The following is a 13276-nucleotide window of genomic DNA, read 5'->3' on the forward strand; positions in this document are numbered from 1 at the left end:
CGATTCACGAACGATGGGCCGGTTGCCCTGCGCAGGTCTGGCGGTGCAGTGCGGCCCATGCTTCTCAACGGATGCTGATGAAACTATCCCCGATCCTGGCGCTGCTCCTTGTCAGCGTCCACGGCGCGGCCAACGCGGCCCCCGACCTCCCCCAAGTAGGCGACGTTCACGCGCCGCTGAAAGTCATGATGCCGTCGATTCCCGACGGTGGCTGGTTCACCTCGGCCGAGCTCGGTGCGATCAATACCTCCGGCAACACGAGCGGCACATCGGTGACGGGCAAGATCGACGCCCGCCACGAGACGTCGCAGTGGAGCCATGAATTCATTGCCAGCGGCTACTTCAAGGAAGACGAGTACGAGAACGAGGAAGGCGAGCTGCAGCGCACGCGCTCGGCCGAGCGCTGGGCCACGTCGGCCAAGGCCTCGTTCAAGCTGCTGGGTGACGGGCGCCGCGCGTTCGTCCTTGGCTCGCACGTGAACGACAAGTTCGGCGCCTACGTGCGCTATTCGTCGCTGTCGGTCGGTTACGGCTCGCGCTGGTACACGGCGCCGGACAAGACGCTCGACGTCGAAATCGGTCCGGGCTACTTCAATGGCAAACGCGAAACGGACGAAGAAGAAGACGGCCTGACCGTGCGCGGCGCGGCGCAGTTCCGCTGGCAGGTCAGCCCGTCGGCGTTCTTCGCGCAAACGGTCAGCGTCGAAAAAGGCACATCGAACACGCACTCGGTGGCCGAGACGTCGCTGTCGACCAAGATCAACGGCAGCATGCAGATGAAGGCGGGCTTCAGCGTGCGCAATGACAGCAGCGTGCCCGAAGACAAAAAGAACACGGACACCCAGACCTCGCTGACGATGGTCTATTCGTTCTAGGGCATCAACGCCAGACCAATTCCAGGGTGACGCCGTCGTCGCGCGCGACGGCAAAGCCGCAGGCCGCGTACAACGCCCGTGCGGCGAGATTCTCGGCGCGCACGCGCAAGGCCATCATGCGCTGGCCCCGGCAAGCATCCTGCAGCGCCGCCAGCACAGTGCGCGCGACGCCCCGGCGGCGCACCTGCTGCGCCACCGCCAGATCGACCACGCGCAGCGTGTCACTTCCCCAGTCCAGCACGATTCGCCCCAGGGCCTGCCCGCCATCGGTGAGGAGCCACGTCTCGGCTGCGGGATAGCGCGCGGCATAGTCCGCGCTCTGCAACTGCTGCTGGTGCCGCGCAATGCCCTCGATCACGCTGCGCGGCACGGGCAACGCCCCCAGGTCGGGCCGCGTCGCCAGGTACAGCGCCGCCAGGAACGCCGCATCGCTTGCGTGCGGCGCGCGTCCCGTCAGCGCGCCGAAGCGGCGTTCTTTCACGCCCTGGTCGTGTGCGGCATCAGGCCCCGGGCCAGGAACAGCGCCAGCAAGCTGATCAGCGCCGCGCCACTCAGGTAGTAGCCGACAAACTCCAGCCCGTAGTTTGTGCCCAGCCACAGCGCGATGTACGGCGCTACCGAGGCGCCCAGGATGCTGGCGAAGTTGAACGTCAGCGACGCCCCGGTGTAGCGCACCTCGGCCGGGAACAGCTCGGCCAGCAGCGTCCCCAACGGCCCGTAGGTGAAACCGACCAGGCACATGCCGAGCACCATGAAGGTGCCCACCGACCACGCGCTACCGGCCCCGAACAGCGGCCCGTAGAGCAGCCCGAAGACGGCGATCGCCCCGCTGACCAGCATCATCGCCGTGCCCCGGCCGCGCCGGTCGGCCAGCAGCGCCGACAGCGGAATGGTCAGCGCAAAGAACAGCACCGCAAACAGTTGCAGCAGCAGGAATTGCTGGCGCGTGTACCCGAGCTGCGCCGTGCCCCAACTGAGCGCGAATACCGTCATCAGGTAGAAGATGACAAAGGTGGCCAGTGCAATGAACGTGCCCAGCACCAGCGCGCGGCGATGGTCACGCATCACGGTCACCACCGGCACCTTGACCCGCGCCTTGCTGTCCAACACCTTCTGGAAGTCGGGCGTCTCGGTGATCTTGAGGCGAATATACAGACCCACGCCGACCAGCACGGCGCTGGCCAGGAAAGGAATGCGCCAGCCCCAGGCGAAGAAGTCGGCGTCGGTCATCAGCTCGCCAAGCAGCAGGAACACGCCGCCCGACAAAAAGAAGCCGATCGGCGCGCCCAACTGGGGAAACATGCCGTACCAGGCACGCTTGCCCGGCGGCGCATTCTCAGTGGCGAGCAGCACCGCCCCGCCCCATTCGCCGCCCAGGCCCAGGCCCTGGCCGAAGCGGCACAGCGCCAGCAGCAGGGGCGCGGCAACGCCGATCTGTGCGTAGGTGGGCAACAGGCCGATCAGGATGGTGGAGACCCCCATCGTGAGCAGCGCCGCGACCAGCGTCGCCTTGCGGCCCACGCGGTCACCGAAGTGGCCGAATACGGCCGAGCCCACCGGCCGTGCGAAAAAGGCAATGGCGAACGTCGCCAGCGACTGCAGCATCGCGGCGCCCGGATCGGCGGTCGGGAAAAATAGCCGCGGAAACACCAGCACGGCGGCCGTGGCGTAGATATAGAAATCGTAGAACTCGATCGTCGTGCCGATCAAGCTGGCGAACAGGACGGTACGGGGCTTGTTGGCCGTGACGACGCTCATGCAGCCGCCATGGCCAGCGCTTCGCCCACGGCGCCGGCATCGGCCGGGCGCACCACGCGCGCAACTTCATGGCCATCCTTGAGCACCACCACCGTGGGCCACAGCTTGACGCGGAACGAGCGTCCCAGCGGCCGCCCGGGACCATCCTCGACCTTGACGTGTCTGGCGTCCGGGTGCGCGGCAATGGCCTGGCCAATGACCGGCGCGGCCGCGCGGCAGTAGCCGCACCAGTCGGTACCGAAGTCGAGCACGAGAACGCCGGGTGCGGCGTCGATCTCGGCGCGCTCGGGCTGGTGGGTTGCATAAGATGCGGACATGCGGGTCTCCTGGTATTGGCCGATGCCGGCCTTGTCAATAGCATAAGCCTACCTGAAAACGCCCCTGCGGCCTATCGTGGTTGCTACTGACCGGCAACAGGGCGCCCCAGGGTGTGTCACCTAACCGACCATTCGGGCAGATGCTGTCACGCTGTCGTCACCTGCAGTCAGCGCTCCAGATTCAGCTGTCAATCCAGCTTCAGATACCGGAAGGATCCACCGATGAACATGCCATCCCAGCAGCAAACACCACCGGGCAGCGAGGCCGCCCTGCATCCCAAAGCCGATCACGGCGAAACGACGTACCGCGGCTCCGGCCGTCTGCAGGACAAGGCCACGGTGATCACGGGCGGCGACAGCGGCATCGGCCGCGCCGTGGCACTGGCCTATGCGCGCGAAGGCGCCGACGTACTGATCTCGTATCTGAACGAGCACGAGGACGCGAAAGAAACAGCGCGCCTGGTCGAAGAAGCGGGCCGGCGCGCGATCCTGGTCCCTGGCGACCTGGCCGACCCGGCGCATTGCCGCGCGATCATCGAACGTGCCGTGACCGAATTCGGGCGCATCGATGTGCTGGTGAATAACGCTGCTTTCCAGATGAGCCACGAAGCCATCGAAGACATCCCGGACGACGAATGGGACTACACCTTCCAGGTCAATATCACCGCCATGTTCCATTTGTGCAAAGCCGCGGTGAAGCACATGCCGCGTGGCTCGTCGATCATCAACACGACGTCGATCAACTCGGACAAGCCCAAACCGACGCTGCTGGCCTACGCCACCACCAAGGGCGCGATTGCCAACTTCACGGGCGGCCTGTCGCAGCTGCTTGCCGAGAAAGGCATCCGTGTCAACTCGGTCGCACCGGGCCCGATCTGGACCCCGCTGATCCCGTCGACGATGCCGCCCGACGAAGTGGAAAGTTTCGGCGACGAGACACCGATGAAGCGCCCCGGCCAGCCAAAGGAAGTGGCGCCCGTGTTCGTGATGCTGGCCTCGGATGAGGCCAGCTATATCTCCGGCGCGCGGATTGCCGTCACCGGCGGCACGCCGATCCTCTGATCGCCTTCACTGATCTCCTTCACTGCTCGCCGACACTGATCGCCGACACCGATCGCCTGGGCTGTACTCCGGTACCGTTCACCATCATGCGCGTGCAGGCCGGCATTTCCGTCCGGCACGCGTACGTCGATCGGACGCATCCGATTATTAACTTAAGTACAATACGCGCTGGCCCGGCACGGCGGCCAGCATCTGCTGCATGCCGCCTTCTCGTCGCGCCAGTTGCCGACTATCGATGAAAACCCGTACTTACCTGTTCCTGATGGCAGGGGCGATCCTGCTTCCTGTCGCAATCGCCTCGTGGATCGGCCTGTCCATGCTGCTCGACTGGGAGCGCGACTCGCGCCTGCGCAGCGTGCGCGAAATGGCGCGCGCCACGGCGTTCCAGATCGACCGCGAAATCGCCGCCGCCGAGGCGTCGCTGCGCAGCGTCGCCTATTCGGATTGGATGCGCCAGCGCGACTATGCAAACCTGCAGCGCTGGACCTTGAGCACGAACGAGGACAATGAACAGTCGTGGACCGTGCTGTACGACAGCAGCGGGCGCGAGCTGTTCACCACACAAGCACCGATAGGTACCAAGCTGTTATCGAAGACCCGCGACTGGGCGAGCCAGGTCTCGCTGGAGGGCGGCACCCTCGTGTCGGGCTATTTCATCGACGAATATTCGGGACGCCCGTCGGTTGGGGTCAGCGTGCCGGCACCGCTCGCGGATGGCCAGTACAACATCGTCAGCCAGATCTTCGACGTGCGCTTCTTCGAGCGCATCCTGCGCCATGACGCGATCGCCGACGACTGGAAGGTCGGGATCTTCGACCGCGACGGCGTAGCGATCATGCGCAACCGCGGGTCTGACACGCTGGGCCAGCCCATGGGGCCCGACTTCCTGGCCGCAGTGCGCTCCACGAACCACGGCGTGTTTCGCCACGTGACGCAGGACGGGCGCGATGTCTACGGCGTGTTTACCCACTCCAAGAGCAGCGACTGGACCATTGTCATCGGAGTGCCCGTGGCGCAGATCGAAGCGGCCGCACGCACCGCGACCTGGTATGCCGCGCTCGTGCTGCTGCTGCTGCTTGGCCTGGCCGTCGCGGTTGCCCTGTACCTTGGCCGCACGCTCGAACGCGCGCTGAGCCAGGCGGCGGCAGCGGTCACACTGCTGGCCGGTGGCGCGATCGCCCTGCCCGCCCGCACCCGGGTCGAGGAAGTCGACGCCCTCGTCGAGGGGCTGGCCACGACCAGCGAAGCGCTGGCGCGCGAGAGCCAGGTGCGCAAGTCGCTGCAGGATGAACGCGAGCTGCTCCTGGTCAGCGAGCAACACGCGCGCCGCGTGGCCGAGGCCCAGAGCCGCGCCAAGGACGATTTCCTCGCGATGCTCGGCCATGAACTGCGCAACCCGCTGGCGGCGATCTCGGGCGCGATGTCGGTGCTGGACATGCCCAATCTCAAGCCGCAGGTCGCGGCCAACGCGCGCGACATCAGCCGGCGCCAGATGCGCCACCTGACCTGCATCGTGGACGACCTGCTCGACGTACAGCGCATCCTGTCCGGCAAGATCGTGCTGCACCGCGCCCGCGTCGATGTCGCGCAGATCGTGCGCAGCAGCGCCGAAGCCAAGGCGCTGGTCGACGCCGGCGCCCACGCCTGGACCATCGAGACGATCCCGGACGCGTGGGTCGACGGCGATCGCACGCGCCTGGAACAGGTCGTCGACAACCTGCTGCACAATGCCATCAAGTACACCCCCAAAGGCGGCCGTGTCGACGTGCGCGTCTGGCGCGATGGCGATCAGGTAGCGGTGAGCGTCAGCGACACTGGCGTGGGCATCGCGCCCGAATTGCATCCGCTGATTTTCGACGTGCTGGTCCAAGGGCCGACCAGCATCGACCGGGGCCAGGGCGGCCTGGGCCTGGGCCTGGCGCTGGTCAAGCAACTCACCGCGCTGCACGGCGGCACCGTTGCCGTGCACAGCGACGGACCCGGCAAAGGCAGTTGCTTCGTCGTGCGCGTGCCGGCTATGGCGTGATGCGCTCCCACACATAGGTGCCCGCGTCGGCCGGCAGTCCCGTATGCAGGCGATTGTCCTGCAGGCGCCAGGTGCGCAGCGCCGGCAAGTCCTGTGCCAGGCGCGTACCGACCGCATCCGGCGAACACATGGCGCGGGTCGTCGCCACCGGTCCCAGGCGCAACGTGCCGCCCGTCGCATCGGTGGCCAGCGCTTGCCATGGACCGTTGCCGCGATTGCAATCGAGCTTGACGGCCATGCGGCCATCCTTGCCGAACGACAGCGTGAAGCCATCCGGCGTGCCGGGCCGCAGGGCCTGACTGCCATCGTCGTTCGTCTGGAACGACGCCAGGCGCCAGCTGCTGCCTTCCAGCGCTGGCGTGGCAGCCGCAGTGGCGTTGGCGGTGGCGGTGGCAGATGCGCCGTCGGGCGTGCTCGAGCATGCGCCCAGGGCGAGACTGAGGGACAGGATACAAAGGGTGGAACGCATGGTTGTTTCTCTCCAGTAAAAGTAGCCGCCTAGAATATCGCATCACCCGCCGATGACCCGTCCTGCAGGCTGGGAATCCGGCAAAGCGTCCCCACCTGAGTGATATCAACTTGTCAATACGAGAACCCTATGCGAATCTTTCTGCGCGCCCTCGTGGTGGCTGTGATCCTGATACTGGGATACAGCCTCCTGCAACCGACCATCGAACGGGCGCTGTACACGATGCGGCTGGCCTCGATGCCCAAGCCGAGCGCGTTGCCAGTGCCGGTCGACGGCGTGCGCGCACGCGCGCTGCGCGACACCTGGGGCGGCGCGCGCAGCGAGGGCCGCAAGCACGAGGGCATCGATATCTTCGCCAAACGCGGCACGCCGGTCCTGTCGAGCACCGAGGGCATCGTGGCGCAGGTGGGCACCAACCGTCTCGGCGGCCTGGTGGTCTGGGTCACGGGTCCGGGCGGCCAGCGCCATTATTATGCGCACCTGGACCGCTACGCCGATGTCGAGGCCGGCATGCGCATCGAGGCCGGGCGCGTGCTGGGCTATGTCGGCAACACGGGCAATGCGAGAGGCACGCCGCCGCACCTTCACTACGGCATCTACGACACGGACGGCGCGCTCAACCCGTATCCGCTGCTGCGCGCCGAACCGGCCGCAGCGGCCGCAGCGGCGGCTAAGGCTGCGCGGGAGACGCCGACGGAACCTGGTCGCCCGGCGGAATCGGCGCCGGCGGCAACTGCCCGCTAGAGGCCGGCGGGCCCTCGACCTGCGGCTCGGTCACTTCGATCGCTTCTTCCTGCTGGATCGGCACCGGCTGCTGCAGGAAATCGAGCTGATCGGCCCGCGAGCCCGGCGCGAGCTCGATCGGCGCTTCCTCGAAGATCTCTTCTTCAGGCGCTTCTTCCTGATAGCGGCGCGGCTCCGGGCGCTTGCCGCCTGGAAGCAGGGCCGCCGCATCGAGGCGCTTGGCATCGAGCGCGCCACGGAAGAAGTCACCCACCAGCAGCGCGGCATTATGGCCGCCCTGCCCCCAGTAGGTGCTGCGGATGGCCACGCGGTTGTCGTTGAAGCCGACCCAGGCGCCGGCCACGAGGTTCGGATGCATCATGATGAACCAGCCATCGGTATTGTTTTGGGTGGTGCCGGTCTTGCCGGCGATGTCGCCGTAGATGCCGAAGCGACTGCGCACGCCGGCGCCGGTACCGCGCGTGACGACGCCGCGCAGCATGTCGATCAGGGTCAGGGCCGATTGCTGCGACATGGCGCGCTCGGGCGCGCTGCCGCCAAAGTCGGCGATGACGTTGCCGTCGCGGTCTTCGATGCGGCGCACCAAGATCGGCTTGCGGTATTCGCCCTGCGCCGCGATGGTCGCGTAGCTGCTGACCATTTCCAGCAGCGTCACCGGGCTGGTGCCCAGCGCCAGCGCCGGCACGGCTTCGAGCTTGCTCTGGCGGATACCCAGGCGCTGGCCCAGGTCGATGATCGGCTGCAGGCCCACTTCCTGGCTGACCTGCGCGGTGATCGTGTTTTTAGAATAGATCAGGCCATCGCGCATCGACATCGCCCGGCCCGTGTTGCCACTCATGTCGGTCGGCTTCCAGACGCTGCCGTTGGCGCCACGGAATGTCTGCACGACGTCGCGGTACATCTGGTCTTGCGGGATGCCCCGTTCGAGCGCGGCACCGTACACGATCGGCTTGAAGGTCGAGCCCGGCTGGCGCGCCGCCTGTGCCACGTGGTCGAACTGGTCGCGCTCGAAATCACGGCTGCCGACCCAGGCTTTCACTTCGCCGGTGGCCGGGTCGATCGCGACAAAGCCCGCTTCCAGGCGCGACTTGGCGCTTTTCAGGTCGGCCATGAAGCTGCGGTCGGCCTTGATGCGCTTGAGTGCGTCAAGCGGCGCTTCGCCGCCTTCGACGGCATTGCGGTAGGCGCCGGTCTCGCGCACGAATGCATCGAGCTCGCGCCCGTGCGTGATCCAGTAGTAGGAAAACGGATCGACATTGGGCCGCATCGATGTGTACATGCCGCCTGAGGTCGAGCGCGGGACATTGGGATTGGCCCATTCGACGTCGGCAATGGCCTGCAGCATGTCGGCCTGGCGCTTGACGGCGCGCTCGGCAGCCGCCTGCAGGGCGGTGTCGAGCGTCGTGCGTACGACCAGACCGTCGAGCTGCAGGTTGACATCGTTCTCGTCGGCCCAGTCGAGCAGCCACTTGCGCACGTAGGCGCTGAAGTGGTTGTCCTTGCCGCTGCGGTCCGGCAGACGCGCGAAGCGCAGGCGCAGAGGACGTTTGACCAGCGCCGCATAGCGCCGCTCGTCGAACGCGCCATGCTTGCGCATCTGGCCCAGCACGACGTTGCGACGCGTCAGCGAGCGCACCGGATTGGACACTGGATTGTAGTAGTGCGTGCCCTTGAGCATGCCCACCAGCGTGGCCGACTCGAGCACGTCAAGCTTGAGAGCCGGTTTGTTGAAATACGTGCGCGCGGCCATCTCGATGCCGTACGCGTTGTACAGGAACGGCACCGTGTTCAGGTAAGCCTCGAGAATCTGCGTCTTGCTATAGGTGTTCTCGATCTTGATCGCGGTGATCAGTTCCTTCATCTTGCGGCTGATGCTGCGCGCCCGCCCGATCTCTTGCGGAAACATATTGCGCGCCAGTTGCTGCGTGATCGTCGAGCCACCCTGCGGGGTGCCCTTCACGCTCGACCACAGGGCGCCGCCCACGCGCCGGAAGTCGATGCCATGGTGATCGTAGAAACGATGGTCTTCGGTCGAGATCAGCGCCTTGACGACGTGCGGTGAAATCTGTGACAGCTTGACCCGCTCCTGCAAACCCTGCTCGAAGGTGCCGAGCGACTTGCCGCCGGCGTCCAGGATCACGGTCGGGCGCGCCTGGCTTGCCTGCTCGAGGTCGTCGATGCCGGGCGTGAGCGGCACCAGCACCAGCAGCCAGGCCAGGATCGCCATCAGGCCGGCCGCCATCGTCCACAAGGCAATCAGCGCCAGCTTGACCGGCAGCGGCCGCCCGCGCAGGCGCTGCTGCGCGCCGGACCTGAGCGCACCGGCCCCGGTTTGCGCCCCGGTGAATGCGCGCCGGGCGAGGCGTTGCAGACGTTGCTGAAAAGTCGGCGCAGGCGTGCTGTCCGTGTTGTCGTCGTTGTGCTGTTGGTCCACGCGCTATCCCTGCCTGCTCAATCTGTCAATTCGGCAAGTATAGCCGACCGTTGGCCCGTGCCCGGCGCGCCAATGCGTCACAGGGCGCTGAGGTTGGGCTCGATGTGGCCGGCGCGCAGCAACACCTCAACGCGCTCCACCGTCTGCGCGCGGCTGTAGACGTGGCCCTGCACCTCGTCGCAACCGGCGCCGCGCAGAAAGTCGAGCTGCTCGATCGTCTCGACCCCCTCGGCAATGACGTGCATGCGAAGGCCATGGGCCAGTGAGATGATGGTGTCGACCAGCGCCGCGCCATCGGCGCTGCCCAGCATGTCCTGCACGAACGAGCGGTCGATCTTGAGCACGTCGACCGGCAGGCGCTTCAGGTATTGCAGGCTGGAGTACCCAGTACCGAAGTCATCGATCGACAACTTTACGCCCATGCGCTTGAGGCATTCCATCGTGTGGATGGCCGACTCGATGTCGCCCATCATCATGCTCTCGGTCAGTTCGATCTCGAGCGAACCGGGCGGCAAACCGGTTTCGCGCAGCACGCGCTCGACGTTGGTCAGCAGGTCGGGTTCGGCAAACTGGCGCGCCGACAGGTTCACGGCGATCCGGAGCAGCCCCAGCCCGCTGCGTTGCCACTGCCGGTTCTGGCGGCACGCCGTCTGCAGCACCCAGGCGCCGATCGGCACGATCAGACCGGTCTCTTCGGCCAGGCCGATGAAGCGCTCCGGCTGTATCGTGCCCAGCAGAGGATGACGCCAGCGGATCAGCGCCTCGGTGCCCACGACGCGACAGGTGGCCAGATCGACCTGCGGCTGGAAATGCAGCGTGAACTGCTGCTCCTGCAGCGCGCGGCGCAGTGCACTTTCCAGCGCCAGCCGGTCGAATGCCTGCGCGTTCATGTGCGGGGCATAGAACTGCACCGCATTGCGCCCGTCCGACTTGGCGCGGTACATCGCGATTTCGGCATGCTTGACCAGCGTGTCGGCGTCGGCGCCGTCGACCGGCCAGGCCGCCACGCCAGCGCTGCAACCAAGCACGAGGTGCTGGTCGGCCAGCTGCAATGGTTCGGCCACGACATCGCGCACCTGTCCGATGCGGGTGGCCGCCTGGCATTCGTCGCGGCAGCCGCACAGCACGAGCACGAAGTCGTCGCCGCCGACACGCGCGGCCGTGTCGAGCGGGCGCAGCGTGCGCTTGATGCGCGCGGCCAGCAGGCGCAGCGCCTCGTCACCGGCACGCCTGCCCAGCGTATCGTTGATCAGCTTGAAATGATCGACGTCGAGCAGCACGACCCACACCGGTGCACCGTCTGCGGCGGCGATCGCGCGCTCGATGCGGTCGGCCAGCAGGGCGCGGTTGGCCAGGCCCGTGAGCGTGTCGTAACGGGCGTAACGCTCGAGTTCGGCCTCATAGCGCTTGGCGGTGGTGACATCGTAGACGGTCACGACGAAATGACTGACCTCGCCGTCGGCGCGGCGCACTGGCGCGATATACACGTCGCTGATCAGCTCGGCGCCGTCGCGCGTGTGCATCGTCAACAGCGCATGCTCTTCGCGTTGCTGGCGCAGCGACGTGCACAGCACGCGCACCGCCGGCTGGTCGGTGTCCGTGCCGAGGAGCAGCACCAGCGGCTGGCCGGCCAGTTCGTGCGGCGCGTAGCCGAAGGTGCGCGCGCAGGCAGGATTGGCATAGCCGATCGGGTAGCCCGGAGGCTGCGCATCGACCAGCAGGATCGGGTTGGCGCTGGACGCCATCGCCCGTTCATAGACGCGCAGCGAACCGGTGGCCCGTTCGAGTGCGGCAGTGCGCTGCGCCACCAGGGCTTCGATGCGGCGTGTGCGCGCCACGCGCTGCTGAACCAGTGTAGCGGCAAGCAGGCTCAGGACCAGGCCCAGCGCGAGCGCCACCAGCTCGGCCGTATGACGCCCGAATGCCTGCGGCTGTTGGTCGACCACGACCTGCCACTGACTGCCGGCAATGTCGATGGATTCGACATGGTGCAGCAGGTTCCCGCTGTGCGCGGGGCCATGACGGTAGGCCGTCACCATCTGCCCGGCCGCATCCCGCCCGTGCAGTGACAACCCGATGGCCTCGTCATCAAGCAAACGTACCGCATGCAGGCTGCCGCCCACCAGCAGCGCGACATCGATCACGACCTCGACGTGCCCGACCACCGCCGCGCGACGCGCCATGACGTCCGCGGGACGCTCGCTGCCCCGGTAAACCGGCACGGTGATCAGGATGCCGCGGCGTTTGCCGCCGCCCTGCAGCAGCGTGACGAGCGGGCTGGCGACCGGCTCGCCGGCATCGATCGCGTTCTGGCTGACACGTCGCAACGGCGGATACGCCCATGCATCGATGCCGAACACGATCGCGTTACCGAGGATGGGCGCGACGTAATCGTTGACCAGATACAGGGGACGCTCACCGGCGCGCACCAGCGTGGCGCCATCGCCAGGTGCGCGTTCCCGGATCTGGAACTCCGGCCAGAAGGATCGGCGTTCGGCCTCGAACGCCGGGCGCTCGGCGGCGCTGACGAAGCGTTGGAACACAATCGCCTTCAGGTAGCCGTGGTGCGCCACGAGCGGCAAGGCAAAGGTATCGAATTCGTCGCGCGTGATCCGGTGCGACGCGCGAAACAGCAGGCTGGCGGCGCGCGCCGCATCGACGGCTTCGGCAAACGCGCGCGTGACCGCCGCCACGCGCACGCCGGCGCGCTGCGTGAATTCGGCATCGACGCGCTCGGCCTCCAGCGAGCGCACGACGCCGCACAGGGCGGCAGTCAGCATCAGGCCGAGCAGGCAGGTGGCCAGCGCAGCCCGCGACAGGCCGCGTCGGGAGGCACGCGAGTGGTGGACAGATGCACTGTACATACAGAGGATGCTAGCGCAGAATGGCGCGTCCGGGCGCAGCGTTGATACCGCGTGCATGCAGAAGAATCTGCATTGCGCTGATGCGTTTTGACAACGCTTGGATTATCATCTCGCGCATGTCGTCCGAACCCCTAGCCCCTGCCCCGCCCTTGCCGACCGATGCGCCGCCGCAACGCGTGCTGCGTCAATTCCGTATCGTCTTCAATGCGGTCAAGACCCACTTTCGCCAGCTCGAACACGAATCGGGCCTGGGGGGCGCCCAGGTCTGGGCGCTGTCGGTGATCGACAGCCAGCCCGGGATCGGCGCGACGAGCCTGAGTCGCGCGCTCGATATCCACCAGTCAACCGCCAGCAATCTGGTGCGTGGCCTGGTCGAGCGCGGCTACGTCAGCGCGGCGCGTGAAGGCGCGGACCGGCGCAGCGTCGCCCTGCGCGTGCTGCCAGCCGGCCAGGAAGTGCTGCGCCGCTCCCCGGCGCCCTTGAGCGGCGTACTGCCCAACGCCCTGGCCACGCTGGACGAATCGACGCTGCTGCGGCTCGAACAGGATCTGGGGACATTGATTGGGCAGCTCGATGCCGATGAGGCAGCAGGCAAAATTCCGCTTGGCCAGTCGTAGCGGGAAGCCATCGACAGACGCGAAAAAAAAGCCCCCCACGACTGCGGGGGACGAAAAGAAGCGGCTCTCACCGCCTCTTTGCTGATCGGGGCAACCGGGTCGACCGACCC

General features: G+C 66.8%; 11 protein-coding genes. 5 read left to right on the forward strand and 6 right to left on the reverse strand.

The window, feature by feature from the left end; genetic code table 11:
• Positions 1 to 71 precede the first annotated feature (71 nt).
• The gene (locus tag RCH14_RS14305) at positions 72 to 875 is read left to right on the forward strand and encodes a DUF481 domain-containing protein (protein WP_343026765.1); all 804 of its coding nucleotides are present in this window, start codon (positions 72 to 74) and stop codon (positions 873 to 875) included.
• A 4-nt stretch (positions 876 to 879) separates the two neighbouring features.
• On the opposite strand, the gene RCH14_RS14310 is transcribed toward RCH14_RS14305, so the two are convergent.
• Genes RCH14_RS14310 through RCH14_RS14320 form a run of 3 tightly spaced genes read right to left on the reverse strand, consistent with a single transcriptional unit; the run spans position 880 to position 2950 of the window.
• Entirely contained in the window at positions 880 to 1356 is a 477-nt protein-coding gene (locus RCH14_RS14310) for a GNAT family N-acetyltransferase (protein WP_343026766.1), read from the reverse strand.
• On the reverse strand, positions 1353 to 2633 hold the full coding sequence (locus RCH14_RS14315; RefSeq protein WP_343026767.1) for an MFS transporter: 1281 nt from the start codon (positions 2631 to 2633) through the stop codon (positions 1353 to 1355). Before RCH14_RS14315 ends, RCH14_RS14310 begins: the two co-directional genes overlap by 4 nt.
• On the reverse strand, positions 2630 to 2950 hold the full coding sequence (locus RCH14_RS14320; protein WP_343026768.1) for a thioredoxin family protein: 321 nt from the start codon (positions 2948 to 2950) through the stop codon (positions 2630 to 2632). Before RCH14_RS14320 ends, RCH14_RS14315 begins: the two co-directional genes overlap by 4 nt.
• 222 nt (positions 2951 to 3172) lie before the next feature.
• Between RCH14_RS14320 and RCH14_RS14325 the strand changes: the two genes are divergently transcribed.
• Together RCH14_RS14325 and RCH14_RS14330 are read left to right on the forward strand one after the other, a co-directional pair.
• A complete protein-coding gene (locus RCH14_RS14325) occupies positions 3173 to 4012 on the forward strand; it encodes a glucose 1-dehydrogenase (protein ID WP_343026769.1) in 840 nt (279 codons plus the stop codon).
• A gap of 235 nt (positions 4013 to 4247) precedes the next feature.
• Positions 4248 to 6038 (forward strand): sensor histidine kinase, encoded by a 1791-nt coding sequence (locus RCH14_RS14330; RefSeq protein ID WP_343026770.1) that lies wholly within the window; start codon positions 4248 to 4250, stop codon positions 6036 to 6038.
• Here the strand turns inward: RCH14_RS14330 and RCH14_RS14335 are convergent.
• Positions 6028 to 6507, reverse strand: coding sequence for an META domain-containing protein (locus RCH14_RS14335; protein ID WP_343026771.1), 480 nt, complete (start codon positions 6505 to 6507; stop codon positions 6028 to 6030). The two genes, RCH14_RS14330 and RCH14_RS14335, sit on opposite strands and share 11 nt — an antisense overlap.
• Positions 6508 to 6636: 129 nt before the next feature.
• On the opposite strand from RCH14_RS14335, the gene RCH14_RS14340 reads away from it, so the two are divergent.
• Positions 6637 to 7251, forward strand: a complete 615-nt coding sequence (locus tag RCH14_RS14340) for a M23 family metallopeptidase (protein ID WP_343026772.1) — start codon at positions 6637 to 6639, stop codon at positions 7249 to 7251.
• Here the strand turns inward: RCH14_RS14340 and RCH14_RS14345 are convergent.
• A complete protein-coding gene (locus RCH14_RS14345) occupies positions 7178 to 9685 on the reverse strand; it encodes a transglycosylase domain-containing protein (protein ID WP_343026773.1) in 2508 nt (835 codons plus the stop codon). The genes RCH14_RS14340 and RCH14_RS14345 overlap by 74 nt on opposite strands.
• A 77-nt stretch (positions 9686 to 9762) precedes the next feature.
• Positions 9763 to 12549, reverse strand: a complete 2787-nt coding sequence (locus RCH14_RS14350; protein WP_343026774.1) for an EAL domain-containing protein — start codon at positions 12547 to 12549, stop codon at positions 9763 to 9765.
• 116 nt (positions 12550 to 12665) lie between these two features.
• On the opposite strand from RCH14_RS14350, the gene RCH14_RS14355 reads away from it, so the two are divergent.
• Positions 12666 to 13166, forward strand: a complete 501-nt coding sequence (locus RCH14_RS14355) for a MarR family winged helix-turn-helix transcriptional regulator (protein WP_343026775.1) — start codon at positions 12666 to 12668, stop codon at positions 13164 to 13166.
• Positions 13167 to 13276 lie beyond the last annotated feature (110 nt).

It is taken from the genome of Massilia sp. MP_M2 (genome assembly GCF_039123635.1).
In the GTDB taxonomy this organism is placed as follows: Bacteria; Pseudomonadota; Gammaproteobacteria; order Burkholderiales; family Burkholderiaceae_D; genus Telluria.

Bases quoted from the DNA above. Each gene is read 5' to 3' on its own strand.
- RCH14_RS14305 (WP_343026765.1), top strand. From the start codon at position 72: ATGCTGATGAAACTATCCCCGATCCTGGCGCTGCTCCTTGTCAGCGTC.
- RCH14_RS14315 (WP_343026767.1), bottom strand. From the start codon at position 2,633: ATGAGCGTCGTCACGGCCAACAAGCCCCGTACCGTCCTGTTCGCCAGC.
- RCH14_RS14320 (WP_343026768.1), bottom strand. From the start codon at position 2,950: ATGTCCGCATCTTATGCAACCCACCAGCCCGAGCGCGCCGAGATCGAC.
- RCH14_RS14325 (WP_343026769.1), top strand. From the start codon at position 3,173: ATGAACATGCCATCCCAGCAGCAAACACCACCGGGCAGCGAGGCCGCC.
- RCH14_RS14330 (WP_343026770.1), top strand. From the start codon at position 4,248: ATGAAAACCCGTACTTACCTGTTCCTGATGGCAGGGGCGATCCTGCTT.
- RCH14_RS14335 (WP_343026771.1), bottom strand. From the start codon at position 6,507: ATGCGTTCCACCCTTTGTATCCTGTCCCTCAGTCTCGCCCTGGGCGCA.
- RCH14_RS14340 (WP_343026772.1), top strand. From the start codon at position 6,637: ATGCGAATCTTTCTGCGCGCCCTCGTGGTGGCTGTGATCCTGATACTG.
- RCH14_RS14350 (WP_343026774.1), bottom strand. From the start codon at position 12,549: ATGTACAGTGCATCTGTCCACCACTCGCGTGCCTCCCGACGCGGCCTG.
- RCH14_RS14355 (WP_343026775.1), top strand. From the start codon at position 12,666: ATGTCGTCCGAACCCCTAGCCCCTGCCCCGCCCTTGCCGACCGATGCG.